21 protein-coding genes and 1 pseudogene are annotated in these 25,014 nt (G+C 64.4%); 10 read left to right on the top strand and 12 right to left on the bottom strand.

Annotation, left to right across the window (positions count from 1 at the left end; translation table 11 throughout):
• Positions 1-28 precede the first annotated feature (28 nt).
• The 5 genes from OKW52_RS11340 to OKW52_RS11360 all read right to left on the bottom strand — a co-directional run bounded on the left by OKW52_RS11340 (position 29) and on the right by OKW52_RS11360 (position 7,137).
• Complete coding sequence (locus tag OKW52_RS11340; RefSeq protein WP_264505800.1) at positions 29-1,888, bottom strand: peptidylprolyl isomerase; 1,860 nt, start codon at positions 1,886-1,888, stop codon at positions 29-31.
• Between the two features lie 345 nt (positions 1,889-2,233).
• Positions 2,234-3,970, bottom strand: coding sequence for a SulP family inorganic anion transporter (locus OKW52_RS11345; RefSeq protein ID WP_264505801.1), 1,737 nt, complete (start codon positions 3,968-3,970; stop codon positions 2,234-2,236).
• A gap of 503 nt (positions 3,971-4,473) precedes the next feature.
• A complete protein-coding gene (locus OKW52_RS11350) occupies positions 4,474-5,541 on the bottom strand; it encodes a 4-oxalomesaconate tautomerase (RefSeq protein ID WP_264505802.1) in 1,068 nt (355 codons plus the stop codon).
• A gap of 98 nt (positions 5,542-5,639) precedes the next feature.
• Positions 5,640-6,311, bottom strand: a complete 672-nt coding sequence (locus OKW52_RS11355; protein ID WP_264505803.1) for a 4-carboxy-4-hydroxy-2-oxoadipate aldolase/oxaloacetate decarboxylase — start codon at positions 6,309-6,311, stop codon at positions 5,640-5,642.
• Positions 6,312-6,405: 94 nt separating this feature from the next.
• Positions 6,406-7,137 (bottom strand): PIG-L deacetylase family protein, encoded by a 732-nt coding sequence (locus tag OKW52_RS11360; RefSeq protein WP_264505804.1) that lies wholly within the window; start codon positions 7,135-7,137, stop codon positions 6,406-6,408.
• Between the two features lie 128 nt (positions 7,138-7,265).
• Here OKW52_RS11360 and OKW52_RS11365 point away from each other — a divergent pair, with 128 nt between their 5' ends.
• Together OKW52_RS11365 and OKW52_RS11370 are read left to right on the top strand one after the other, a co-directional pair.
• Positions 7,266-8,117, top strand: coding sequence for an NAD(P)-dependent oxidoreductase (locus OKW52_RS11365; RefSeq protein ID WP_264505805.1), 852 nt, complete (start codon positions 7,266-7,268; stop codon positions 8,115-8,117).
• Positions 8,114-9,283, top strand: a complete 1,170-nt coding sequence (locus OKW52_RS11370; protein WP_264505806.1) for a LysR family transcriptional regulator — start codon at positions 8,114-8,116, stop codon at positions 9,281-9,283. Before OKW52_RS11365 ends, OKW52_RS11370 begins: the two co-directional genes overlap by 4 nt.
• Positions 9,284-9,293: 10 nt before the next feature.
• Here OKW52_RS11370 and OKW52_RS11375 read toward each other — a convergent pair whose 3' ends face one another.
• From OKW52_RS11375 to OKW52_RS11405, 7 genes are all read right to left on the bottom strand, one after another.
• Entirely contained in the window at positions 9,294-10,868 is a 1,575-nt protein-coding gene (locus tag OKW52_RS11375; RefSeq protein WP_264505807.1) for an acyl-CoA dehydrogenase family protein, read from the bottom strand.
• Entirely contained in the window at positions 10,865-12,166 is a 1,302-nt protein-coding gene (locus OKW52_RS11380; RefSeq protein ID WP_264505808.1) for a TRAP transporter large permease, read from the bottom strand. The genes OKW52_RS11375 and OKW52_RS11380 overlap by 4 nt, the downstream gene beginning before the upstream one ends.
• The gene (locus tag OKW52_RS11385; protein ID WP_264505809.1) at positions 12,163-12,657 is read right to left on the bottom strand and encodes a TRAP transporter small permease; all 495 of its coding nucleotides are present in this window, start codon (positions 12,655-12,657) and stop codon (positions 12,163-12,165) included. Before OKW52_RS11385 ends, OKW52_RS11380 begins: the two co-directional genes overlap by 4 nt.
• Before the next feature lie 75 nt (positions 12,658-12,732).
• On the bottom strand, positions 12,733-13,857 hold the full coding sequence (dctP, locus tag OKW52_RS11390; protein ID WP_264505810.1) for a TRAP transporter substrate-binding protein DctP: 1,125 nt from the start codon (positions 13,855-13,857) through the stop codon (positions 12,733-12,735).
• Positions 13,858-13,891: 34 nt separating this feature from the next.
• The gene (locus OKW52_RS11395) at positions 13,892-14,773 is read right to left on the bottom strand and encodes an amidohydrolase family protein (RefSeq protein ID WP_319800465.1); all 882 of its coding nucleotides are present in this window, start codon (positions 14,771-14,773) and stop codon (positions 13,892-13,894) included.
• The gene (locus OKW52_RS11400; RefSeq protein ID WP_127104151.1) at positions 14,764-15,243 is read right to left on the bottom strand and encodes a MarR family winged helix-turn-helix transcriptional regulator; all 480 of its coding nucleotides are present in this window, start codon (positions 15,241-15,243) and stop codon (positions 14,764-14,766) included. Before OKW52_RS11400 ends, OKW52_RS11395 begins: the two co-directional genes overlap by 10 nt.
• A 12-nt stretch (positions 15,244-15,255) precedes the next feature.
• Positions 15,256-16,029, bottom strand: a complete 774-nt coding sequence (locus OKW52_RS11405) for a crotonase/enoyl-CoA hydratase family protein (protein ID WP_264505811.1) — start codon at positions 16,027-16,029, stop codon at positions 15,256-15,258.
• A 149-nt stretch (positions 16,030-16,178) separates the two neighbouring features.
• Between OKW52_RS11405 and OKW52_RS11410 the strand changes: the two genes are divergently transcribed.
• The 8 genes and pseudogenes from OKW52_RS11410 to OKW52_RS11445 all read left to right on the top strand — a co-directional run bounded on the left by OKW52_RS11410 (position 16,179) and on the right by OKW52_RS11445 (position 25,011).
• The gene (locus OKW52_RS11410; RefSeq protein WP_264505812.1) at positions 16,179-18,011 is read left to right on the top strand and encodes a feruloyl-CoA synthase; all 1,833 of its coding nucleotides are present in this window, start codon (positions 16,179-16,181) and stop codon (positions 18,009-18,011) included.
• A 3-nt stretch (positions 18,012-18,014) separates the two neighbouring features.
• Entirely contained in the window at positions 18,015-18,776 is a 762-nt protein-coding gene (locus tag OKW52_RS11415; RefSeq protein ID WP_264505813.1) for an SDR family NAD(P)-dependent oxidoreductase, read from the top strand.
• A 266-nt stretch (positions 18,777-19,042) separates the two neighbouring features.
• A complete protein-coding gene (locus OKW52_RS11420; protein WP_264505814.1) occupies positions 19,043-19,789 on the top strand; it encodes a GntR family transcriptional regulator in 747 nt (248 codons plus the stop codon).
• A gap of 127 nt (positions 19,790-19,916) precedes the next feature.
• Positions 19,917-21,332 (top strand): vanillate/3-O-methylgallate O-demethylase, encoded by a 1,416-nt coding sequence (ligM, locus tag OKW52_RS11425; protein ID WP_127104146.1) that lies wholly within the window; start codon positions 19,917-19,919, stop codon positions 21,330-21,332.
• 195 nt (positions 21,333-21,527) lie between these two features.
• On the top strand, positions 21,528-22,517 hold the full coding sequence (locus tag OKW52_RS11430) for a TRAP transporter substrate-binding protein (RefSeq protein WP_264505815.1): 990 nt from the start codon (positions 21,528-21,530) through the stop codon (positions 22,515-22,517).
• Position 22,518: 1 nt separating this feature from the next.
• The gene (locus OKW52_RS11435) at positions 22,519-23,028 is read left to right on the top strand and encodes a TRAP transporter small permease (RefSeq protein WP_264505816.1); all 510 of its coding nucleotides are present in this window, start codon (positions 22,519-22,521) and stop codon (positions 23,026-23,028) included.
• Positions 23,025-24,328: pseudogene (locus OKW52_RS11440) on the top strand (TRAP transporter large permease). Before OKW52_RS11435 ends, OKW52_RS11440 begins: the two are co-directional and overlap by 4 nt.
• A 2-nt stretch (positions 24,329-24,330) precedes the next feature.
• The gene (locus tag OKW52_RS11445; protein WP_264505817.1) at positions 24,331-25,011 is read left to right on the top strand and encodes an alpha/beta fold hydrolase; all 681 of its coding nucleotides are present in this window, start codon (positions 24,331-24,333) and stop codon (positions 25,009-25,011) included.
• Positions 25,012-25,014: the final 3 nt, after the last annotated feature.

Here is a 25,014-nt window from a genome sequence, read left to right on the forward strand (position 1 = left end):
TGCAGCGGGACGGTCAGGGACGGTCGGATCAGGGGAAGGTGGCGTGTACCGCGTCGATGGCGGGCTGGTTCAGGGTGATCCCGGCTTCGGCCTGCAGCGCGCTGGCGAAGTAGAAAAACACATCCTGCGCCAGTGCCTGACCGATCTGCTCGTTGATCGCGCCGGTCAGCTGCTCGGTCTGCTCATCGGCGCTGTCGGGTGCTTCGGTCTCGCCAACATAGACCAACAGCAGCCGACCTTCGGCCACCGACATCACCGGCGTGTTGACGTCGCTGGCCATGATGGTTTCCAGCATCGTGGCGGGCACCTGAGTCAGGCGGTCAAGACGGGTGATGTTCTCGAACACCTCGGGTGACAGGTCACGCGTTTCGCCAAAGGTCTCGGGGCCTTCGGCAACCAGATCGGCGCTCAGCGTCTGACCCATGCTTTGCAGCGCGGCATCGACAGCGGCGACGCGGGCACCGGCAACGACGGCCTCGCGTACGTCTTCAATCGGGCGCGGGGTCGGCGGGGTGACCGAGTCGAGCCGGATCGCAAACAGACCGCCATCTGACAGACCGGCCAGTTCGGGGAAGTCATCGGCGCTGACGGCAGCGGCAGCCGTGCCGAATTCGGAATAGGCCGCGATGCCTTCGTTCGTGTCGCGGGTCCATTCGATGGTGCCCAGCTGCATCGGGGTTTCCTCGGCCAGCTGTTCCAGCGTGGCGCCGCCCGCCAGCAGATCGTCAAAGCCTTCCTGCTGGTCCTGGATCGCCCGGCGCGCGCCATCGCCCGCCAGTTCGGCACGCAGCTCGTCGCGTGCGTCCTCGAACGGGGTTTCCTGTGCGTTCAGGATCGCGTTCATGCGGAACAGGGCTGGCCCGAGGTTCGACGGCAGGGGGCCGACCACGGTGCCTGCATTGTCGAGGCCAAAGACCGCAGCCCCGGCGGCGCCCAGTTGCGCCTCGCTCACATCGCCCATATCGGCGTCTTCCAGCGACAGACCGCGCTCTTCGACCAGCGCATCAAAGGTGATCTCGCCGGCATCAAGTCGCGCCTTGGCAGCCTGTGCTTCGTCATCCGAGCCAAAGACCAGACGCTCGACGAGGCGGCGCTCGGGCTGCACGAAGTCGTCGATGCGCTGCTCGTACAGGGCGCGGATCGACTCCTCATCGACCTCGACCGTGTCGAGCACCATTTCCGGCGTGAGCCAGGCGTAGGTAATCGAACGGGTTTCGGGGGCGGTGAAATCGGCGATATTGGCCGCGTAATAGGCGATGATCGCGGGCTCTTCAGGGTCCGCGACAGGAGCCGGCAGATTGGCCTCTGTCAGCGTGAACAGCGTGAAATTATGGCGCATGGCGTAAAAGCCAAGCAGGGCGCTGCGCAGGTTGTCGGGGGTTTCGACCCCGGCGGCCGTGGCCGCCTGCAGAATGCCGCGTGCGGCGTCGCGGCGGACTTCTTCTTCGAATTCGGCCGGGGACTGGCCAACGTTTTGCAGGGCAAAACGGTAGGCATCCATGTCAAAATTGCCGGTCGGGCCCTGAAACGCGCGGATCCCGACAACGGTGCGCTGGACGTTTTCGTCGCCAACCGAGATGCCGATGCGTCCGGCTTCGTTTTCCAGCGCCGCCTGCGTGATCAGTTGTGCGCGGACCTGTTGGTCAATGCCGACCTGCTGGGCAAAGGCGATGGTGACCGGCTGGCCGATCTGCTGTTCGACCGCGCGCATCTCGCTTTGCAGGGCGCGGGCATAGGACTGCGTGCTGATCTGGCGGTCACCGACGCTGCCGATCGAGGTGACACGGCTGCCAAGGAAACTGTCAATGCCAAAGCCACCCAGCCCTGCAATCAGCAGGATCATCATCCCCCAGGCAAGGATGGATTGGGCGCTATTTTTCTTGGCCATCTCAGGGGCTCCGACTGTCAGGACTGGCCCTGTGTAGGGGCGAAAGCGCACAGGGGCAAGCGGGTTGCGCCGGGGTGATCGGGGGCTCCCGCCCGTCGGGCGCAGCATCGCAGATGCTGCCCCTCCCGTTGGGCCGGGCGCCGCGCAAGCGCGGCGCGGGCGGGGGGCGTTGCCCCCCTCTTCGGCTGGCGCCGAATTCACCCCCCAGGATATTTAGGGACAGAAAATAAGACTTCGTTAACCCTGTTTCATTTTCTGTCTGAAAATATCCACGGGAGGAGTCCAGAGGAGGGGGCGTGCCCCCTCCTCTGGCTGGGGGTACGGGGGGCGAGCAGCCCCCCGCTTTTACACCACCGCGTCGGGCAACGGTCGGGGTGCGCCCGTAAGGCTGCGCCAGCCGTCGTAATGCGACTGAAACACACGCCCGTTCAGCGCCTCCAGCAGATGCGACTTGCGCAGGCGGTCCATGACCGGGCCCTTGACCTCACTCAGGTGCAGTCCGACGCCCAGATCCTTGAGCCGCCGGTTGATCGATTCCAGGCTTTCAAGCGCCGAGTAGTCGATCTCGTTCACGGCCGAGCACATCAGGATCACATGCTTGATCGTGCAGCCCTGGGTCACGCGGTCCTGGATCAGGTCCTCAAGAAAGCGGGCATTGACGAAATACAGGCTCTCGTCCACGCGCAGGCTGAGGATGCTGGGCAGGGTCTCGACCGTGTGGCGGTTGATGTTGCGGAAATGCTGGGTGCCCGGAACCAGACCCACCTCGGCGACATGCGGCCGCGATGTCTTATAAAGGTGCAGGCCGATTGACAGAATCACCCCGGCTGAGACACCGGTCTCAACCCCGAAGCCCAGCGTCAGCAGGATCGTCGCGGCCACGGCGAAGAAGTCGGCGCGCGAGTAGCCCCATGTTTTCTTCAGGATCGAGAAATCCACCAGCGACAGCACCGCGACGATGATCGTTGCCGCCAGAGTCGCTTTGGGCAGGAAGAACACCAGCGGCGTCAGCGCCACAGCCGCGATGGCCAGACCCACGGCGGTATAGGCCCCTGCGGCGGGCGTCTCGGCCCCGGCGTCGAAGTTGACCACCGAGCGCGCAAAGCCGCCGGTTACCGGATAGCCGCCGGTAAACGCCGCCCCGATATTGGCTGCGCCCAGACCGATCAGCTCTTGATCGGGGTTGATGCGCTGGCGTTTCTTGGCCGCCAGCGTCTGCGCCACAGAAATCGATTCGACGAAGCCGATGATCGAAATCAGCAGGGCCGGGATCAGCAATTGCTTGAGCAGCTCGGGCGAAAGCGACGGCACCGTGAGCGGTGGCAGGCTTTGCGGCACAGCGCCCACGACCGCCACGCCATGATCCGCCAGCCCCAGCCCCCAGGTCAGCACCGTGGTCAGCACCACCGCCGCCACCGGCCCGGCCTTGGTCAGCACATCGGCCATCTTCGGCCCCAGCCCGGCAGCGCGCAGGCGGGGTTTGAGCCCCTTGCGCACCCAGAACAGGAACCCGGTCGCAGACACGCCAATCGCCAGCGTGATCGGGTTGGTGTCGCCCAGATGCTCAACCAGTGTCTCGAGCACCTCGATCAGTGTGTCGCCCCCGGCCGGGACGCCCAGAATATGCTTCAGCTGGCTGGCGGCGATCAGGATGCCCGAGGCGGTGATGAACCCGGCAATCACCGGGTGCGACAGGAAGTTCGCCAGAAAACCCAGCTTGAACAGACCCATTGCCAGCAAGAACACACCCGACAGAAACGCCAGCGTCAGCGCTGCGACGGCGTAGCCCATGGTCCCGCTCTGCGCGACCTGCCCGACAGCGGCGGCAGTCATTAGCGACACCACGGCCACCGGCCCGACGGCCAGCGCGCGCGACGTGCCGAAGATCGCATAAAGGATGATGGGCGCGATCGAGGCATAGATCCCGGCCTCGGGCGGAAGACCCGCGAGCAGGGCATAGGCCAGCGATTGCGGGATCAGCATGATCGTTACGATCACCGCCGCAATCATGTCATTGGAGAAGGTCTCGCGGCTATAGCTGCGGCCCCAATCCAGAACCGGGATGTATTTGCCAAGGGTCATGGTCTTGTCTTTCAGGGTCAAAGGCAACGCGCGCCATCCTTCTCCACCGGGCCAAATCGTCGAGCGCATTTCGGCAACTGGAAGTCACTGGCAATCGTCGCGTTGACGGTGCACCCAAGGGCGGCGCTCGCGACGATGACGCTGTGTCAGCCGCCAGGACAGGTGCGCGCGCTGGTGAGTGTCTGGGAGGTGTCTGGGGGTGTTGCGTCGCGTCCTCTTGGAAAATGCCGGAAACTGTGCGGGGCACAGCGCGGCAAGGGAAGGTTGGACGTGGGGTAACGGGTCTGCGTCCGCGCTTCAGTGAGTTTGTCACAGAGGCGCGGGAAAACACATACAAAAAATAAAATATGTTTATGGGTGGCCGAGAGTCCGGGCCGCATTGGGGGGCTGCTCGCCCCCCAAACCCCCTCGCCAGAAGGGGGAGCACGCTCCCCCTTCTGGACTTCCCCCGTGGATATTTTCAGACAGAAAATGCGGCGAAGGAGGCGTTAAGGTTAACGCGGTCAGGCGCGTGGGAAGACCCGGCCGTCAAAGAGTTTGCGCGCGGTGCGCAGGGTTCCGGCGCCGGTGACGGCGCCATCGGCATCCGTTTCAATCAACACTTCAGCGGCGCCGGTCGGATGCTCGATCTGATAGCGCCCGTCGCCGGGGATCACGGCCAGTCTGGCCGCCGGGCTGCCCTCAAGCGTGCAGGCTGTCGCAACGCTGACGGCGGCAAAAACCCCGATCGAGGCGTGGCAGCGGTGCGGAATGAAGCTGCGGGTATTGATCGCGCCACTGTTCTGCGCAGGAGAAACCAGTGTCATCTTGGGCACCGATTTCTCGGTGACATCGCCCAGATTCATCATCGGGCCCACCTGCAGGCGGATCTTCTCCAGCCGCTCTTTCAGCGCGCTGTTCGCCTCCATCTCCTCGCGGCTTTCCTGTCCGGTCATGCCGAAGTCCGACGCCGCCATGATCACGCAGGGCATGCCGTTGTCGATCAGGGTGCAGTCCACCCCGTCAACGACATCAACCACATTGCCCGAGGGCAGCAGCGCCCCACTCATGGAGCCTGCGATGTTCTGGAACATCAGCGGAATCGGCGCATGGCCGCCCGGAACGCCGTCAATCTGCGCCGTCCCCGCATAGATTACTCGCCCGCCCGGCGTCTGTACCACGGCCTTGGCGACTTCGCCGGTGTTGAGCATATGGATGCGCACCGGCGTCTCTTCGCCCGCCACGGCCACCAGTCCGCGTTCGATCGCCGCCGGACCAACACCCGACAGGATATTCCCGCAGGCCTGTGCGCCCGACACCAGCGCCTGATCGACGAAGACCTGCAAGAACAGATAATCCACATCCGCGTCGTCGCGGGTCGAGGGCGAGAGGATCGCCACCTTGGACGTCAGCGGGTCTGCCCCGCCGATCCCGTCGATCTGCCGCGCATCCGGTGTGCCCATGACACGCAACAAAAGGTCATCACGCGCCGCATCATCCCTCGGCAGATCCGAGGCCAGAAAATACGCCCCCTTCGACGTGCCGCCCCGCATCCACAGACACGCTATGCCGTCAATCGCTGGATCGCTCATTTTCTGTCCTCAAATATCCACGGGGGAATCCAAAGGGGGAGCGTGCTCCCCCTTTGGCGAGGGGGTCCGGGGGCGAGCAGCCCCCCGGTTTTGCCCGCTCAGATGTACTTCAGGCCCTTCTCGGCCAGCCGCTCGCGCATCGAATAGATGTCCAGCCCCAGCTCGCCCGCGGCCAGTTTCAGCCGCTTGGCTTCCTCGGCGTCCAGACGCTTCTGGGCGGCGGCCTGCACCGCCGCTGCCTCGGCGCGCGGCACGATGACCACGCCATCGTCATCGGCAATCACCACATCGCCCGGATTGACCAGCGCGCCCGCGCAGACGATCGGAATATTCACCGACCCCAGCGTTTCCTTGACCGTGCCCTGCGCCGAGACCGCCGTCGACCACACGCCAAACCCCATCGACCGCAGATCGCGCGTGTCGCGGACGCCCGCGTCGATGATCAGCGCACGGCACCCCCGTGCCAGCGCCGAGGTCGCCAGCAGATCGCCGAAATACCCCATGTCGCAGGGCGAGGTCGGTGCCAGCACCATCACATCGCCCTCTTGCAGTTGCTCGATGGCGACGTGGATCATCCAGTTGTCGCCGGGCGCTGCCGAAATCGTCACCGCCGAGCCGGCGATGCTCAGATCCTGCTGGATCGGGCGCATCTTACAGCCCATCAGCCCGGTGCGCCCCTGCGCCTCGTGCACGGTGGCGACCCCGGCCTTGCCGAGGGCTTCGATGATTGCCTTGTCGGCACGCTCGATGTTCTGAACGACTACAGCCATGATCAGCCTCTTTCGTGAATATTCAGTCGGGGGCGCCGGTGATCGGCACCCCCGGAACCCGACGGCGCGGCTTTGCCTCCGCGCCGTGCGAGGCTCAAAGCTCGTCGACCGTGCGCGGGAAGATCGACTCGAAGCCTTCGGCGTATTTGCAGTCACGCCCGCCCGACATCCCGCCCGAGTTGCGCTTGAAGTGGTTGGCGCGCTGCTGGGCGACACGGGTGTAGAAGTCCCACAGGTGGACCTGACCGTTCATCGCCTCCATCGCGGCGCGTTTCTTGTCCCAGACCGAGGTGATGTCGAGGAACGTGTCGGGCTTCCAGCCCATCTGTTCGGTCTGGTGCGGCTCGAACAGGTAGACCTGCGGCGCGCCAAGGACTTTCTCGCCCGGGTTGTGGCCCCAGGCCTGCGCCGTGGCGCGGCATTCCAGCACGATCTGCGTGGTCTGCATGTGGTCCGAATTATACGGATCCCATTTCGAGTGCGACATGATGAACGACGGCTGCACCGCGCGCATCACATCGACCAGCTTGAAGCGGGTTTCGCGGGTGAAATCCATCGGGTAGTCGCCCAGATCGAATTCAACCAGATCATGCACCCCCAGCGCCTTGGCGGCAGCTTCGGCCTCGGCCTTGCGGATGTCCTTGACCTCTTGCAGCGACTTGCCTTCTTTCCACAGCTTGGCGCTTTCACCGCGCTCGCCGTAGGACAGGCAGGCGACGGTGACATTATAGCCCAGTTCGGCGTGCAGGGCGATCGCGCCACCGCAACGCCAGACGAAATCGGCGGCATGGGCGCTGACGATCAGCGCGGTTTTCTTCGGTGTCATGATGGGTCCTCCAAATCTGCGCGCAGAGTGCGGAAAACCCGACGTAAACGCAAATCGGAAAGCTGTGCGCGGGTATAAGGCGGTGCTATAGTCCCGATCAAAGAACAGGGGCTGACCCAGAGGAAAGAATGAACGGAAAACTGGCGTTTGTCGGGTTTGGCGAAGCGGGGCAGGCCTTTGCGGGAAGCCTGTCGCGCGGCGGGCTTGAGCGGGTCGCGGGCTATGACCTGAACCGCGAGCGGGCGGCCGCGATGCGCGGCCTCGAGGTGATGCCGGGTGACCGGGCGCTGGCTCTGGCCGGTGCGGGGGCGGTTTGGTGTCTGGTGACCGCCGACCGCGCCGCGGCGGCGGCTGAGGAATGCGTGCCGCATCTGGCCCCCGGAACCCTGTGGTTTGACGGCAATTCCTGCTCTCCGGGTACCAAGACACAAGCCGCCGCGCTGATCGAGGCGGGGCAGGGGCGTTATGTCGATGTGGCGATCATGGCCCCCGTGCATCCGTTGCGCGCCCGCGTGCCGTTGTTGCTGGCCGGGCCCTGGGCCGAGGAAGCCGCCGGGCAGCTGCGCGGTCTGGGGATGAACCCGACGGTGGTGGGCGACATGGTGGGTCAGGCGTCAACCATCAAGATGCTGCGCTCGGTGATGATCAAGGGGATCGAGGCGCTGACCGCCGAATGCGTGCTGGGCGCGCGCAAGGCGGGGGTCGAGGAGCGGGTGCTGGCGTCCTTGCAGGCGTCCGATCCGGGTTTCGACTGGACCGCGCGCAGCGGCTATAATTTCGAGCGCATGGCGGTGCATGGTCAGCGGCGTGCTTCGGAAATGCGTGAAGTTGCCAAGACGCTGCGCGAGCTGGACCTGCCCGACCGCATGGCCGCTGCGACCGCGCAATGGCAAGATCAGATCGGCAGTTTGAAGGTGGCGATGGATGCCGATGACCTTGGCCCGCGCGCCGATGCTTTGCTGGCCGCGCTGATCTCATGACCCCCAGCCTGCGCCATTTGCGGGTGTTTCTGGCCGTTCTGGACTGCGGCACGATCACCGGCGCGGCGCGGGCGTGCAACATCTCGCAACCGGCGGCCTCGCAGGCCATTGCGCGGCTGGAACGCGACGCGGGCATGGCGCTGATCCATCATGCGCGCGATGCCTCCGGTCCCACCGATGCCGGGCGCGCCTTTGGTCTGCGGGTGCGGCGCGCACTGGCGCGGCTTGATGCGTCGCTGGCGGTGGTGGCCCCGCGTCTGGTGCTGACCGCTACGCGTTCGCAACTGGGGGCGCTGATCGCCGTGCGCGACGCCGAGAATTTTACCTTCGCCGCCCAACGCCTTGGCCTGTCGCAGCCCAGCGTTCACCGCGCGGTGACGCAGCTTGAGTCCGAGGCCGGGCGGCCCCTGTTCCAGCGCACCGGCAAACGGATGCAGCCGACCCGCGCGGCGCAGATGCTGGCAGACGCGGCGCGGTTGTGTTTTTCGGAACTGGAGCAGGCCGCCGCTGAACTGGCTGATCTGGCCGGGCATGAGGCCGGGCAGATCGTCATTGGCGCGTTGCCGCTGTCACGCTCGATTGTGCTGCCGCGCGCGCTTGCAGAATTCCGCCGCCTGCGCCCGACCATGCCGCTGCGCATTCTGGACGGGCCGTATACCGACATGCTGGCAGGGCTGCGGCGCGGGGAGATCGACATGATCGTCGGCGCGCTGCGCGCGCCTTTGCCGGTGCCCGAGGTGGTGCAGACACCGCTGTTCACCGACGATCTGGTGTTGGTGGTGCGCCCGGGCCATCCGCTGCGGCAGGTGGGCGCGCCTGATCTCGACCAGCTTGCGCGCTATCCGTGGATTGTGCCACGGCCCGGCACGCCCTCGCGCGCGTCGTTCGAGCGATACCTGGGCGAGTTCGGGCCGCGGCGGTTGGCGATGATCGAGTGCAGCTCGCTGGTCTTGCTGCGCGAGTTGCTGATCCTGAGCGATCACATCGGCTGCCTCAGCCGGATGCAGGCCGGGGCCGAGATCGCGCTGGGGGCACTGAGCCTGCTGGACGTCAGCTTGCCGGAAAGCGCCCGGCCCATCGGGTTGACCACGCGCGAGGACTGGCTGCCCACCGCGGCGCAGGCTCAACTGGTCGAGATCCTGCACCGGGTGGGCGCCACCCTTTAAGCATCAGCCTTCAGGCGACGGGGGCCTGTGCCGTGGCGATGTGCATCGCCAACTGGGCCGAGGCGCTGGCCATGAAATGCCGCGCCTCGGGCGTGTCGGCGATCCGCGTGGACAGCCAGGCCTGCACCGCCACCCAGCCTGCGCGCAGCACGCTGTCGGCCATCCACGCCTGACGGGTGCGGTCGGGTTCGGCCATCGCGTCGTCCATGAAGCGGGCGAATTGCTCGATCACGGCGGCCTGCGCCGGGTGCGCGGCGCACTCGGTACGGGCGCGGGTCAGGAAGCTTTGCAGCGCCTTGCCGCCGTCGCCCAGCGTCTGGCGCAGGAAGAAATCCTGCCCCTGCATGCCGGTCGTGCCCTCATAGATCGCAAAGACGCGGCTGTCGCGCAGGGACTGCTCCAGCGTGTAATCCTTGGTGAACCCGGCGCCGCCCAGCACCAGGATCGCCTTGCCCGCCGTATCAAAGGACAGCTCGGCGCCGAAGTTCTTGACCAAGGGCAGCATCCACGCGGTGAAGCGGGCGAGGTCTTCGTCCTCGGCACTCAGATCCGCGGCGGTGGCGGCTTCCAGCAGGGCCAGACGATAGATGTCGATCGCGCTTTTCATCGCGATCAGCTGGCGGCGCACATCGGGATGCTCGATGATCGCAACCGGCGGTTCCTTGGGGTTGCCGCCCTGGCGGCGGTCGGCGGCGTGGGTCGCGGCCACGTCGTAGCATTTCAGCGCGGTGCCCAGACCCTGACAGGCGACGGTCAGGCGCATGTGGCGGATCATGGTGAAGAGCTGCGGCAAACCGCGCCCCTCCTCCCCGATCAGCTGCGCGCGCGCACCGTCGAATTGCAGCGCGCAGGTGGGCGAGCCGTGCAGGCCCATCTTTTCCTCGATGCGTTCGCAGGTGACGCCGGGGCCACGCTCGACCAGAAACAGGCTCAGGCCGCGCGTGCCCGGCGCGTCGCCGGTGCGCGCCAGCAGGCAGTGCCCGATCCGTTCGCGGATGTCGTGATCGCCAAAGCTGATCCAGATCTTCTGGCCGCTGACTGACCAGCCGTCAGCATCCTTGACGGCCTTTGTGCGGATGCGGCCCACGTCAGACCCGGCACCCGGTTCGGAAATGCAGATCGTCGCGCAGCGCTCACCGGCGACCAGCGCGGGCACCCAGTCATCGCGCAGCGCGGGCTCGGCCCATTCGGCCAGCAGCAACGCTGCCGAGCGGGTGCCGCCCACGGCCATCATGAAGGCAGGGCAGGCGCGCTCGAACAGCGGATTTGCGGCGGCGAACATGCTAAGCGGCATGCCCATACCACCGAAATCCTCGGGGTGTTCCAGCCCCAGCCAGCCGCCCTCGACCAGCGCGTCAAAGGCGGGGTGATAGACAGCGGGGACACGCACAGAGCCTGCGTCGAACACCGCGCCTTCGCGGTCGGCGGGAATGTCGAGCGGGGCAACGACGCCTTCGGCCATCTTGGCGGCTTCGGTCAGGATCGACTCGAGCGTTTCATCGTCGATGGGCCCGCGAACGCGGGCCCAGTTCGGTGTCACGGCGAGCGCCGCCATCATGGCGGACGCGTCATGTCTGTACGTCACATCAACCTCGGCAGGAACAGGATCAGAGAGGGGAAGGCGATGACGATGAACACCACCACGATGTCAGCCGCCAGAAAGGGCACAACGCCTTTGAAGATCTGCGAAACGGTCGCGTACTGACTGGCGACATTTCGGATGACAAAGACGTTCATCCCGACAGGGGGCGTGATCATCCCGATCTCAAGCAACTTGACCAGCAGCACGCCGAACCAGATCAGGTCGATACCCTCGGCCCGGAAGATCGGCAGCAGGACCGGCAGCGTGACCATCATCGCGCCGAAGGGCTCCATGAACATGCCAAGGATCAGGTAGATCACCACGACGCTGATCATCAGCTGAATATAGCTCAGCTCGGCACCGCTGACCCAGTTCGAGATATAGCTCGACAGCCCGGTGAGCCCCAGAAAGCGGGTGAACATCGCGGCCCCGACGCCGATGATGAACAGCGAGGACGAGGTTTGCAGCGTCTCGATCATCGAGGTCTTGAAGATCTGCCAGTTCATCCGCTTGGTGCCGATGCCGATCAGCAGCGACCCCAGCGCACCCACGGCACCGGCTTCGGTGGCGGTGAACAGGCCCGAGAACAGCCCGCCGAAGACGATGAACATCAAGAGCAGGATCGGCCAGATGTTGAGCAGGGCCTTGCGGGTGTTCAGTCCGTCGGCGTCCAGCGGCCGGGGCGGGGCGATGTCAGGGCGCAGCCAGCAGGTCAGCAGGACGATGATGGAATAGGACACCGCCGTGACCAGACCGATGGTAATGCCCCCGACGAACACCTTGGTGATCGAGGTTTCGGCGAACACGCCATAGACGATCATCAGGATCGACGGCGGGATCAGCGCACCGATGGTGCCACCCGCGGCAATCGCGCCCGAGGCGAAGCTGGGCGAATAGCCCGATTTCACCATCTCAGGGATGGCGATGCGGCCCATGGCGGCAGCGGTGGCCAGCGACGAGCCGCAGACGGCGGCGAAGCCCGAGCAGGCGAAGATCGAGCTGATCGCCAGCGCACCGGGCACACGGCGCAGCACGGCCTTGGCTGCCTCGAACAGGCCCGCTGTGAGCCCGGCATGATACGAGATGAAGCCCATCAGCAGGAACATCGGCACCGCCGAAAGGGTCCAGTTCGAGATGAACGAGAAGGGGGTGTTCGAGATGATGCCGATCGCCGGGGTCAGGCCCAGCATCCAGGCGACACCGCCGAAAGAAACGCCGATCAGCGCGATGGCGACGGGCACGCGCAGGGCCAGCAGCACAAAGAGCACCGCGATGCCTGTAAAGCCGATGGTGATACTCATACGCGCGGATCCTTCAGCGGCGAGAAGAGGCGAACAAGGGTGACCAGACCGGCAAGTCCGAAGCCCAGCGGGGGCAGCCAGTAGGCGGGCCATGTCAGCACGCGGGTGCTGTTGGCCATCAGGTAGCTGCCGCGGGCGGTGTTGGTCAGCGCGACCTTGAACGTGACCCAGGCGAGGATGAGGTAAACGATGGTCGAGATCAGCGCGACCATGCGGTCCGAAAAGCGCAGCACGCCGGGGCTCATGAAGCCCTCGAGCACCTCGACCTGCACCATGCCGCCCGACCGTTCGACCCAGGCCAGCGGAATGAAGGCCAGCGCGACCATGTAATAGTTGGTGACGATCTCGAATGTCGCGGGGATCGGCGCGTTCATCAGGTTTCGCATCGTGATGTCGATGGCGACATGGGCCATCAGGGACAATGTGGCCACGGCGCCGATGATGGCGAGCATGGCCAGCAGACTGTCTTCAATCCGTTCTAGGCGTTGCATGGTTCCTCCCCGGAAACCGGCCGCAGGGTAAAGGCATGCCGCCGGGGAAGACCCCGGCGGCATGGTTTTTGCGGATTACTGGCCGTAGGTCGCGTAGTCGACGTTGGCCCAGACAGCCTCGTTGACGCGCTCAGCCATGGCGGCCGGGTCGTTGTTGACCTCTTCGGCGACTGCTGCCCAGCTGCTGTACAGCTCCTGGAAGCGCGCGATACGCTCTTCGGCGTCGGCAATGCCATAGCGCTCGGTCGAGATCTGCGCAGCAGACGCCGCTTCGGTCGCGACGAACTCCTGCACCGCTGCGACAAACGCGTCGTCAGCCTGATGCAGCTCGATCCCGGCTTCACGCGCTGCCGCTTCGGCCTCTTCGGGCATCGAACGGCCCCAGCGGTCGGTGAAATCGGCATTGGCGCGGTTGGCAGCACGGGCCATCGCGGCACGGTCCTCGACCGACAGGCTTTCCCAGGTCAGGCCCGAGGTCATGAAGTTCGACGTTGCCTGATACAGACCCAGCGGCACGAAGGTGACATGGGTGATCACGTCGACCAGACGGAACGAGATCAGGTCAGCGATCGACGCCATCGAGCCGTCAACAACACCCTGGCTGATGGCCTCGAACGTGTCGTTGACCGAGATCTGTGCCGGAACAGCGCCGAAATGCTCGGCGAAGCGTGCCCAGGGCGAGCCGCCCGAGCGCAGACGCATGCCTTCCAGATCGGCGATCGAGTGCACCGGACGGGTCGACAGGATCTCGTAGACGTCCGACGCGCCCGAACCCAGATAGACAAAGCCGAAGTCGTGCAGCTCTTGCTGGCAGGGCTCGCATTCGACGATGAACTGGGTCATCGCGGCCGCGGCAGCCTGGCTGTTGCCCGAGGTCAGCGACAGCTCACCGGCCAGCGCCATGTAGGGCAGTTCTGCCGGGAAGTAGAGCGGCAGGAAGTTGCCGACTTCGGCAACCTGGCTCTGCAGCGCGTCCTTCATCTGGCCCAGATTGACCACTTCCGGGCCCAGCATCGTGGTGCCCAGACGGCCCTCGGATTCTTCGGGCAGGTACTGCGCGAAGTTGGTGTAGAGCACACCGTTGGCCGGGTGCGCCGGCGGGGCTGCCGGTGCGATCCGCAGTACGCGGTCTTGCGCCGCTGCACTGAAGGCAAGTACCGAAGCTGCAATTGTGAGCCCGGCGAGTTTCGACAGTTTCATTTTGGTCTCCTCCCAAAGACGCCCATCTTGATGCTCAGAGATTCAGCAATCTCATGGCATTCTCTTTCAGGATGAGGGGGCGTACCTCGTCCCGAAATTCCGCTTTCTCGAAGTCGGCCAGCCAACGGTCCGGCGTGATCGCCGGCCAGTCCGAGCCGAACAGCATTTTCTTTCTCAGCATGGTATTGGCGTATTGCACCAGAATCTTGGGGAAATACTTGGGCGACCAGCCCGAGAGGTCGATGTAGACGTTGGGCTTGTGGGTCGCCACCGACAGCGCCTCTTCCTGCCAGGGAAAGGACGGATGCGCGAGGATGATCTTCAGATCGGGGAAATCCACCGCCACATCGTCCAGATACATCGGGTTCGAGTATTTCAGCCGCATGCCCATGCCGCCGCGCATCCCCGAACCGACACCGGTCTGCCCGGTGTGGAACAGCGCAATCGCGCCTTCGTCCTGAATGGCCTCATAAAGATCATAGGCCATGCGGTCGTTGGGGTAGAAGCCCTGGAACGTCGGGTGAAACTTGAACCCCTTGATGCCGAACTCGCGCACCAGACGGCGGGCTTCGCGCACGCCCATCTTGCCTTTGTGCGGATCAATCGAGGCGAAGGGGATCAGGATGTCGTCGTTCGCTGCCGCGATTTCGGCGACTTCCTCGTTGTGATAACGCCGGAACCCCGTCTCGCGCTCGGCGTCTACCGGAAAGATCACAGCGGCAATCTTGCGTTCGCGGTAATAGGCGGCGGTGTCCTGAATGGTGGGCAGCATGCCCTCGGCGCCAGCCGGGTTCTTGAAGTAATTCGCCATGCCCGTCTGAAATTCATTATACCCGTCGTCACGGCAGGTATCGCAGGGCTCTTCGGCGTGCGTGTGAATGTCGATGGCGATGATATCGTCGAGATTCAGGGGCATTCAGGGGCCTCTTTGAAGGTAAGTTTGCCAAGCAGGCCGAGCAGTTGCTCGACTTCTTGTGGCGTCAGGCCGATACGTTCGGCGGCGTGTACGGCGAGAAAGCTCGCGCGGTAGGTATCCAGATGGGTCTGCCCGGCTGCCGTCAGCGAGAGCAGAACCGAACGGCGATCCTCAGCCGGGACCGTCCGCTTGATGTAGCCTGCGCGCACCAGCCGTTGCACCAGCTTGGTGGTATGCGCAGGCTTGATGTTCAGCGTGCGCGCCAGCGTTCCCTGCTTGAGCCCCGGGTTCAGACCCAGAACCCAGATCACCGTGAATTCGCCGGGGCGCACATCGCTGTCGGCAAACTCGCGAAAGAACTGATCGTAAGCGCGGGTCTGCGACATGCGCAGCATGAAACCCACAGAGCCACGCAGATCACCCAGCTCGACGATCTCTTCGTCGACGGTGGCAGGGAAGGGGGCGTTCATCGCGCCCGGTCCCTATTCGCCGGGGCGGGCGACCTTGCCCACCTTTTTGGACAGAAAGGCGTTCAGGCGTTCTTCGGCCTCGGGCGAGGTCGCGGTGAAGGACGCGATGAAGCTTTCGACGAACAGCCCGTCATCGGTGCCCATGTCGTTGATGCGGGGCAGGGCGTTGATGATTGCGTAGGTCGAGATCGGCGCGTTCGTCGCGGCATGCTTGGCCAGCTCGATTGCCTTTGCCAGCGCTTCGCCCGCGTCGACGACATAGTTGACGATGCCCCAACGCTCGGCGGTGACCGGATCAACCGAGCGGCCCGTCAGCATCAGATCGGTCATCCGCGACACGCCCATCAGCCGCGCCGAGCGCACCGAGGCACCGCCACCGACGAAGATGCCACGCTGGCCTTCGGGCAGGGCGAAGAACGCGGTCTGATCGGCGACCCGCACATGCACAGACGAGGCCAGCTCAAGCCCGCCACCGACGACCGCGCCATGCAGCGCCGCGAACCACGGCAGCTTGCCGCGCTGGATGCGGCCGAAGACTTCATGCCAGCGGCGCGACCCATGGACGCCCTCGAACGGGGTTTTCTTGACGTGCTCGGCCAGATCGAGGCCGGCGCAGAAATGCGGGCCGTGACCGTGGATCACGGCAGCTTTCGCGTTGGCTTCGACTTCGGTGATGACGTCGTTCAGCTCTTCGATGAAGGCGTCGGAAATTGCATTGCGCTTTTGCGGACGATTCAGTCCCACAACCGCGACATCGCCGTTATACTCAAGTGTGAGGTAATCCATAGTTTGGCCCTGTCGCTGTCTGAAAAGCGAACCGCCCCTCCCGGTCGATTCCTGCGGAAGTATCCCCGCAAAAAGTATCCATGTAAACAATAATTCTCTATCCGTGGAAAATGTATCCGAGTATACATTTTGCCACGGAGGACCCTACCATGACAGAATCACCGCTTCGCTCGGTTGAGCTATGGAATCCCGACGTCGACTGGGAGCGCCGGAATGACGGCTCGATCCTGGTCTGGCAAAACGGCAAGCTCGGCGATTATCCCGCGCGCCTGTCCGACCGCATCAAGCATTGGGCCAAAGAACGCCCCGACACCCCTTGGATGGCCGAGCGCGACGCCGCCGGTGTCTGGCAGCGTGTCACCTTTGCGCAGTTGCTGACGCATATCCGGTCCATTGGTCAAGCCCTGCTGGACATGGGCCTGTCGACCGACCGGCCGCTGGTCATTCTCTCGGGGAATTCGACCCAACACGCGCTGATCGCGCTGGGTGCGCAATACGCGGGCATCCCGTCAGCGGCCATCGCGCCCGCCTATTCACTGGTCGCCGGCGAGTTCGGCAAGCTTGACGCCGTGCGCGATCAGATCACGCCGGGTGCGGTTTTCGTGCAGGATACCGGCCCCTTTGGCCGTGCAATCGAGGCGGTGTTCGCCGATCTGCCGGTGCTGGGTGTCTCGGGCGACGGCCTTGCGATGAGCTGGGACGCGCTGCTTGCCACCCCGGCCACTGCCGCGGTGGACAAGGCCAACGCGGCCACCGGTCCCGACACGATTGCGAAATTCCTGTTCACCTCGGGCACCACGGGGTCGCCCAAGGCGGTGATCCAGACCCAGCGCATGATGTGCGTGAACATGGAGCAGATGACCGATTGCTACGCCTATCTGCGCACCGAGCCGCCGGTCATTCTGGACTGGTCGCCGTGGAACCACGTTGCCGGCGGCAACCTGTGCTTCAATACGGCGATCTATAACGGCGGCACCTTCCACATCGACGGCGGTCGCCCGACGCGTGACATGATGGCAAACACCATCCGCGACATCCGCGAGATCAAGCCGAACTGGTACTGGAACGTCCCCTTCGGCTACGAGATGCTGGTCGAGGCGATGGATGCCGACCCGTCGCTGGCCGATGCTTTCTTCAAGAACCTCAAGCTCAAGTACTATGCGGGCGCGGCGATGGCCCAGCACACCTGGGATGCGCTGGAACGGCTGGCGGAGAAGTCCACCGGCGAGCGCGTGCTGCTGGCAACGGGCCTTGGCTCGACTGAAACCGCACCGTTTGCGCTGTTCAACACCGATCCTGAGGCCCCGGCGGGCTGCATCGGTGTCCCGGCCAAAGAGATCATCCTCAAGCTGGTCCCGGTCGAGGGCAAATGGGAGGCCCGTGTCAAAGGGCCGAACGTGACGCCGGGCTACTGGCGCAACGAAAAGCTGACCGCCGAAGCCTTTGACGAGGAAGGCTTCTATTGTCTGGGCGACGCGCTCAAGTTCGTCGACGAGTCTGACCCGTCCAAGGGTTTCTTCTTTGACGGGCGCGTGGCCGAGAACTTCAAGCTGTCCACCGGCACCTGGGTCGGCGTCGGCGCGCTGCGCGCCAAGCTGACCGATGCGCTGGGTGGGCTGATGCGCGACGCGGTGATCGTCGGCGAGGGCGAGGATTACCTCGGCGCGTTGCTGGTCCCGTTCCGCCCGGCCATCGAGAAGCTGGTGCCGGGGGGCGAGGGCATGTCCGACGCCGAACTCTGCCGCCATCCGGTGCTGACCGAGGCACTGGCCGAGAAGCTTGCGGCCTATAACGCCACCGCCACCGGCTCGTCGCTGCGCGTGCCGCGGGTGATCGTGATGGACGAGGCGCTGAACATGGACCGCGGTGAAGTGACCGACAAAGGCTCGGTCAACCAGCGCGCCGTGCGTGCCAACCGCGCCGAGCTGGTTGCCGATATCTATGCGGGCAGCAAACGCGTTATTCTGGGCAAGAAGGGCTGAGCGATGCAGATTGACGGATGTTCGGTTCTGGTCACCGGCGCAGGGTCGGGGCTGGGCGAAGCAACGGCCCGCATGCTGGCTGCGCGCGGGGCCAAGGTCGCGATCCTGGACCGCGATCTGGCCAAGGCGCAGATGGTGGCCGGTGAGATCGGCGGGGTTGCCGTCGGCGGGGATGTGACCGCGGAAGGCGACGTGAACGCTGCGCTGGATGCGGCGACCTCGGCGCATGGCATTCCGCGCATCGTGGTGAACTGCGCGGGCATCGGCACTGCCGGGCGTGTGCTGGGCCGCGAGGGGCCGCTGGCGCTCGAGGCGTTCCAGCGCACGATCAACGTGAACCTGGTGGGCACGTTTAACGTAATGCGTCTGGCGGTCGCGCGCATGGCGCAGGCTGAACCGCTTGACGATGGCGAGCGCGGCGTGGTGATCAACACCGCGTCCGTTGCAGCGTTTGACGGACAGATCGGGCAGGCGGCCTATGCGGCGTCCAAGGGCGGTATCGTTGCGATGTCCCTGCCTGTCGCGCGCGAGCTGGCGCGGGTCGGCGTGCGTGTCAACGTGGTGGCCCCGGGGATTTTCCTGACCCCGCTGCTCTATACCCTGCCTGAAGAGGCGCAAAAGGCGCTGGCGGCGGATATCCCCTTTCCGCAGCGGCTGGGCGATCCGGCGGAATTCGCCGATACCGTCTGCTTCATGGCCACCAATCGCTACATCAACGGCGAATGCGTGCGGCTGGATGGCTCGGCGCGTCTGAAGGCCAAGTAAGGCCGCAGGGTCGGAAGAGTGGCGAAACCCGGGAGGGTTTTCCACCCTCCCGGACCCTCCCGGAGGATATTTTCAGACAGAAAATGAGGCGCGGTTAACGAAAGCTTAACGCGCCTCTTTGCTCTTCAAGTATCCTCGGGGGGTGAATTCGCTGCAAGCGAAGAGGGGGGCTGAAGGCCCCCTTGCTGCGTTGCCGGCGGCGCGGCAACACGGGGTTTGCGTGTTGCGGCAAAATGTATACATTTACTGTATACATGGGAGGGTTCATGTCCGAATCGAAAAGCGTCAACCTGACCAAACGGGCGACCTATGAGTTGCGCCAGCGGATCATACACGGCGGATTGCCCGGTGGCACGCGGCTTTATGAGGTCGCCCTGTCCGAAGAATTGCAGATCTCGCGCACGCCCGTGCGGGAGGCGATGTCACGGCTGGCCGAAGAAGGTTTGCTGGAGCGCGCGCCGGGTGGCGGGTTTCAGGTGCGCTCGTTCAGCCTGCGCGATGTGACCGATGCCATCGAGCTGCGCGGCGTGCTTGAAGGTACCGCAGCGCGGCTGGCGGCGGAGCAGGGGGTTGAGCCGGCGCGATTGGTGGCGATCAAGGCGTTGCTCGACAGGCTGGACGGCTGCTTTGCGCCGGGTGGCGCGACGGGGCAGGAGCAGATCGATTTTGACGCCTATAGCGAGCTGAACGCGCTGTTTCATCAGCGTCTTTCCGAATTATGCGCCAGTCCGGTCATCCTGCGCGAGCTTGAGCGCGTTGTGTCGCTGCCCTTTGCGTCGCCCTCGGCCTTTGTGCTGGGACAGGCGGATGCTGCGCGCTCGAACCGCTCGCTGGCATTGGCGCAGGCGCAGCACCGCGCGCTGGTGCAGGCGATCGAGCAGCGCGAAGGCGCGCGGGCCGAGTTCATCGCGCGCGAACACGCAAGGATCGCGCGGGGCAACCTGGAGGCCAGTTTCGTTTCCGACCCGCAGGCGCCCGATTGCGTGCCGGGTATGGCGCTGATCACGCGCTGACACCCGTTGATGCATACACGGTTTGTGTAAAATCGGTCAAAACTGGCCGGTGAGGGGCGAATTTACTTGCATCCAGCCAGCCTTCTGAGCATGTTGTATACATTCTTGCCTTGGGAGGAGAATCGAAATGGTTGCAACCAGCCTTGAAGCCCTGATCGCACAAAACAATGGTGACCCCGTCACCATGCTGCGCAATTCGAAAATTGGCATGTATGTTTATCCGGTCGTCGCACCGGAATTCAGCAACTGGCGTGTAGAACAGGAAGCCTGGCGCAAGTCGGCCGTGCTGTTTGACCAGTCGCACCACATGGACGAGCTGATCGTCGAGGGCCCGCAGGCCACCGAGTTCCTGGCTCACCACGGGATCAACGCATTCCACAACTTCGGCCTGAACCGTGCCAAGCACTACGTTCCGGTCACCCCCGCTGGTCACGTGATCGGCGACCACATCATTTTCCGCGAGCGCGAAGACAAGTACATCCTGGTGGGCCGCGCGCCGACCTCGAACTGGCTGATGTTCTGCGCCTCGTACGGCAACTGGAACGTGCGCATCCGCTACGACCCGCGCTCGAACAGCCGCCCCGAGGGTGAGCGCGTTCTGCGCGAGCATTACCGCTTCCAGATCCAGGGCCCTGACGCCGGTGCGATCTTCGAGAAGATGAACGGCGGTCCGATCCCGGACATCAAGTTCTTCCACGTCGAGTGGATCAACATCGGTTCCAAAAAGGTGCAGGCGCTGCGTCACGGCATGTCCGGCGCGCCGGGTCTGGAAATCTGGGGTCCGTACAAGGACAAGGATTACATCCACTCGACCGTCATGCAGGCTGCGCGCGACGCCGGTGTGAACCTGGTTCAGTGCGGTAGCCGTGCGTATTCGACCAACACGCTGGAATCCGGCTGGATTCCGTCGCCGCTGCCGGGCATCTACACCGGTGATGGCATGACCAAAGCCTACCGCGAATGGCTGGGCGCTGACATGTACGAGTCGGCCGGTGCCATCGGTGGTTCGTTTGTTTCGGACAACATCGAAGACTACTACGTCAACCCGTTCGAAGTTGGCTATGACTTCTACATCGGCTGGAAGAAAGACGACTTCATCGGCAAGGCCGCTCTGGAGAAAATCAAGGCCGAAGGTCCGAAGCGCAAGAAAGTCACGTTCGAGTGGAACCGTGACGATGTGCTGAAAGTCATCGCCTCGTCCTTCGAGCAGGGCACGCCCTACAAGTGGATCGACTTCCCGCAGCCGAACTACGCGTCGTCCTCGGCCGACCGCGTCGAGCGTGATGGCAAGATGGTCGGCATGTCGATGTTCAACGGCTACTCGTTCAACGAGCGTTGCCTGCTGAGCCTTGGCGTGGTGAGCACCGATGTCGAAATCGGCGACGTGCTGACCCTGAAATGGGGTGAGCCCGAGACCACCGGCAAGACCTCGACCGAAGCGCACAAGCAAGCCGAGATCCGCGTTCGTGTCTCGCCGACGCCGTATGCGGCTGAAGCGCGCACCTCGTACGCCGACAGCTGGCGGACCCGCACCAACGGGTGATACGATGTCTGGGCGGCGCCGGTGCAAACCGTGCGCCGCCTGAACCTTCGGGCCCGGGCCTGTGGGGTGATTATAGCCGCTCCTTATGATGGGATCAGCGAAATCCATTTTAACGCGCGGTGTTCTTGGTCATAGTAGGTCCGGTCGAATGTAAGCGATCCGGGGCGTCGCGCCCCGAACCTTGGGAGGACTACCATGCTCAATTTCACAACCCTTCGCGCCGCTGGCGCGGTGGCTGCCACGGCTGCCGTTCTGGCCGCGCCCGCCGGTGCCACGACGCTGCGCTTCGCCCACTGGGTGCCGCCGCAGCACACGCTGACCGCCTCGACCATCCAGCCGCTGATTGACGCCACTGCCGCCTCGGGCCTGGAAATCCAGGTGTACCCCGGTGGCGAGTTGGGCGCCGGTCCGCTGGAGCAATATGTGCGCGCTGTGACCGGTGCTGCGGATATCGTCTGGGGGCTGCAAGGCTACACCTCGACCCAATTCCCCCGCACGATGATCTCGGAACTGCCGGGCGCTGTGCCTGAGGGCATGCATGGCTATGACATGCTGTGGAATGCCTATGAGGCGGGCCAGCTGGCCAACGAGTTCCCGGGCACCGTGCCGCTGGCGCTGTGGCTGTCCGAGCCCAACGTGTTCATCATGCGCGACCACGACATCCGCACCCCGGCTGATCTGGCTGGTCTGAAGATCCGTGTGTCGGGGTCGGCTGCCGCGGCTGCCGTTGAATCGCTGGGCGCAACCCCGGTGCAGATGCCGGCGGGCGAGATCTATAACTCGCTGCAAACCGGCCTGATCGACGGCGTGATCACCGGGGCCTCGGCCATCGGCGATTTCCGTCTGGACGAAGTTGCCAACAGCTACACGCTGGGTGCGCCGCTGGGTCACATCTCGTTCTACGTGGTGATGAACCAGGGCGCCTATGACAGCCTGTCGGACGAAGAGCGTACCGCGCTGGACTCGATTGCTGGTCGCGAACTGTCGGCCTCGGCCGAAGCGGGCTGGTATGCCCGCGCCGATCAGGTGATCGGCCAGATCACCGATGCCGGTGACAACACGGTCTACACGCTGACCGACGAAGAAGCCGCTGCCTTCAGCGCGCTGACCTTCCCGGTGCGTGACACGGTCGTTGGGTCGATCGATGGCGGCGCGGACGTCCTGAACACCATGCAGGGCATGTAACGTGCTTCGTACTCTCGATACGTTTGCGGGCAGGGTTATCGCCCTGGCCGCAGTCCTCGGCACCCTCGGCCTTTTGGCCGAGGTTGTCGTGATCCTGATCGACGTGATCGGGCGCTATTTCGGCTCGCCGCTGCGCGGCGCGCAAGACGTGACGCAAATGGCCATGGTGGTGCTGGTGTTCGGCGGCATGGCGCTGTGCGACCGTCAGGGCGGCCATATCGCCGTGGATCTGTTCGAGCGGTCCTTTCCCGCCTGGCTGAACAAGCTGACCGACATTGTGGCGGCGGTGCTGGGTGCAATGGTCTTTGGCCTGATCGCCTGGAACATGTGGAAGTCGGCGTCGATCTCGCAGATGCTGAATCTGTCGACCAATATCATCAATCTGCCCAAGGACTGGTTCCAGTATTACGTGGTTGTGTGCTGCGTGATCACCGCTGCGGGCATGACTCTGCGCGCCGTCTACCTGAGCCTTGGTGGTTCGGTAACGCGACCGGAAGGTTATAATTCATGAGCGATTTCGGTATCGGCGTCACCGGGGTGGTCATTCTTTTCGCCCTGCTCGCCCTGCGCGTGCCCGTCGCCTTTGCGATGTTCGCGGTAGGTTTTGTCGGCATTGCGATCCTCAACAGTGTCAACGCTGCCATGGTGTCGATGGCGTCGGAAAGCTTCACACTGGCCTCGTCGCCGGAACTGGTCGTGGTGCCGCTGTTCATCCTGATGGGCAATGTCGCGACCGAGACCGGGATGAGCCGCAAGCTCTATGACGCGGCCTATGCGATGATCGGCTCGGTGCGCGGTGGTCTGGCCTCGGCCACGATCATCGGCTGCGGCGGGTTTGCCGCGCTGTCGGGTTCGTCGGTGGCCTCGGCGCTGACGATGGGCAAGGTCTCGCTGGGCGAGATGGAGCGTTTTGGCTACGACCCGCGCCTGAGCACCGGTGCCGTCGCTGCGGGCGGTACGCTGGGCATCCTGATCCCGCCCTCGACCGGGTTCGTGATCTACGCGATCCTGACGCAGGAATCCATCGGACGGCTGTTTCTGGCCGGGGTGTTCCCGGGCCTGCTGCTTTTGCTGATGTTCGTGCTTACGGCCACGGTGATCTGCTGGATCAATCCGGCCATGGGCCCGGCCGGTCCGCGCACCTCGGTGAATGAGAAGCTGCGCGCGATGGTCGGGGCGCTGCCGATCCTCAGCGTCATCGTGCTGACCATTGGCGGCATCTACACCGGCATCTTTTCACCCGTTGAAGCCTCGGCTGTCGGGGCAGGGATGATCATCATTATCGGCCTGCTGGCCCGGACGCTGACGCTGCAAGCCTTCTGGGCTGCGGCAAAAAGCTCGGTCACCACCACGGCGACGGTCATGCTGATCCTGATCGCCGCGCATATGATCAACCCGTTCCTGGCGCTCAGCCATATCCCGCAGGAACTGGGGACGTTCCTGACCGAACTGAGCCTGCCGCCGATGGCGATTCTGGCGCTGATCCTGTGCTGCTACCTCATTCTGGGGTGCTTCCTGGAAGGTTTCGCCATGCTCGTGCTGACCATGCCGATCTTCTTCCCGATCATCCAGCAACTGGGCTTTGACCCGATCTGGTTTGGTGTGCTGGTCGTGCTGACGCTGGAAATGGGCCTGATCTCGCCCCCGTCGGGGTCAACGTGTTCATCGTGAAGTCGGTGGCACCGCATGTGCCCTTGGGCACGATCTTTCGCGGGGTCATGCCGTTCTGGTTTGCGATGATCATCACGCTGATCCTGTTGGTGATCTTCCCGCAGATCTCGCTTCTCTTGCCTAACACGATGATCAACTGACCATGACAACGACGCTTCTGATCCCCGGCCTTTTGTGTGACGCCTACTGCTGGGAGCCGGTTCTTGAACGGCTCCCGGCGCAGGTGGCCAATCTGTCCACGCAGGACAGTCTCACCGAGATGGCGCGGGATCTGCTGGCGCAAAACCCCGGCCCCCTGCGGGTGGCCGGGCATTCGATGGGGGCCCGCGTCGCGATCGAGATGGCGCGGCAGGCGCCCGGGCGGATCGAAAAGCTGGCCCTGCTGGACACCGGCATCCATCCGCTGAAACCCGGCGAGCCTGCGAGCCGCGCCGAAATCGTGAAATTCGCCTATGACCACGGCATGCAGGCGCTGGCTGACCGCTGGCTGCCGCCGATGGTCTGGACCGGCAACCAGACGAACGCAGCCCTGATGGCGGATCTGACCGCCATGGTGCTGCGCATGGATCCCGACCTGCACGCCCGCCAGATCAAGGCGCTGGTCGAGCGGCCGGATGCAACCCCGGCAATGGCGCAGATCACCTGCCCGGTGCTGCTGATGGTTGGCCGCCATGACCAATGGTCGCCGGTCTCGCAGCACGAGGACATGCTGGCGCTGTTGCCGGATGCACGGCTGGACATCATCGAAGACGCGGGCCATTTCGCCCCGGTCGAGCGGCCCGATGCGGTTGCGGACCGGCTGGTCCCCTTCCTGCGCGACTGACGG

This window comes from Pararhodobacter zhoushanensis, assembly GCF_025949695.1.
In the GTDB taxonomy this organism is placed as follows: Bacteria; Pseudomonadota; Alphaproteobacteria; order Rhodobacterales; family Rhodobacteraceae; genus Pararhodobacter; species Pararhodobacter zhoushanensis_A.

Excerpts from the sequence above, each read along its gene's own strand:
- OKW52_RS11385 (WP_264505809.1), bottom strand. The coding sequence starts at position 12,657 with ATGCAACGCCTAGAACGGATTGAAGACAGTCTGCTGGCCATGCTCGCC.
- dctP (WP_264505810.1), bottom strand. The coding sequence starts at position 13,857 with ATGAAACTGTCGAAACTCGCCGGGCTCACAATTGCAGCTTCGGTACTT.
- OKW52_RS11340 (WP_264505800.1), bottom strand. The coding sequence starts at position 1,888 with ATGGCCAAGAAAAATAGCGCCCAATCCATCCTTGCCTGGGGGATGATG.
- OKW52_RS11350 (WP_264505802.1), bottom strand. The coding sequence starts at position 5,541 with ATGAGCGATCCAGCGATTGACGGCATAGCGTGTCTGTGGATGCGGGGC.
- OKW52_RS11345 (WP_264505801.1), bottom strand. The coding sequence starts at position 3,970 with ATGACCCTTGGCAAATACATCCCGGTTCTGGATTGGGGCCGCAGCTAT.
- OKW52_RS11370 (WP_264505806.1), top strand. The coding sequence starts at position 8,114 with ATGACCCCCAGCCTGCGCCATTTGCGGGTGTTTCTGGCCGTTCTGGAC.
- OKW52_RS11365 (WP_264505805.1), top strand. The coding sequence starts at position 7,266 with ATGAACGGAAAACTGGCGTTTGTCGGGTTTGGCGAAGCGGGGCAGGCC.
- OKW52_RS11395 (WP_319800465.1), bottom strand. The coding sequence starts at position 14,773 with ATGCCCCTGAATCTCGACGATATCATCGCCATCGACATTCACACGCAC.
- OKW52_RS11400 (WP_127104151.1), bottom strand. The coding sequence starts at position 15,243 with ATGAACGCCCCCTTCCCTGCCACCGTCGACGAAGAGATCGTCGAGCTG.
- OKW52_RS11360 (WP_264505804.1), bottom strand. The coding sequence starts at position 7,137 with ATGACACCGAAGAAAACCGCGCTGATCGTCAGCGCCCATGCCGCCGAT.
- OKW52_RS11355 (WP_264505803.1), bottom strand. The coding sequence starts at position 6,311 with ATGGCTGTAGTCGTTCAGAACATCGAGCGTGCCGACAAGGCAATCATC.
- OKW52_RS11405 (WP_264505811.1), bottom strand. The coding sequence starts at position 16,029 with ATGGATTACCTCACACTTGAGTATAACGGCGATGTCGCGGTTGTGGGA.
- OKW52_RS11410 (WP_264505812.1), top strand. The coding sequence starts at position 16,179 with ATGACAGAATCACCGCTTCGCTCGGTTGAGCTATGGAATCCCGACGTC.
- OKW52_RS11420 (WP_264505814.1), top strand. The coding sequence starts at position 19,043 with ATGTCCGAATCGAAAAGCGTCAACCTGACCAAACGGGCGACCTATGAG.
- OKW52_RS11430 (WP_264505815.1), top strand. The coding sequence starts at position 21,528 with ATGCTCAATTTCACAACCCTTCGCGCCGCTGGCGCGGTGGCTGCCACG.
- OKW52_RS11445 (WP_264505817.1), top strand. The coding sequence starts at position 24,331 with ATGACAACGACGCTTCTGATCCCCGGCCTTTTGTGTGACGCCTACTGC.
- OKW52_RS11415 (WP_264505813.1), top strand. The coding sequence starts at position 18,015 with ATGCAGATTGACGGATGTTCGGTTCTGGTCACCGGCGCAGGGTCGGGG.
- OKW52_RS11380 (WP_264505808.1), bottom strand. The coding sequence starts at position 12,166 with ATGAGTATCACCATCGGCTTTACAGGCATCGCGGTGCTCTTTGTGCTG.
- ligM (WP_127104146.1), top strand. The coding sequence starts at position 19,917 with ATGGTTGCAACCAGCCTTGAAGCCCTGATCGCACAAAACAATGGTGAC.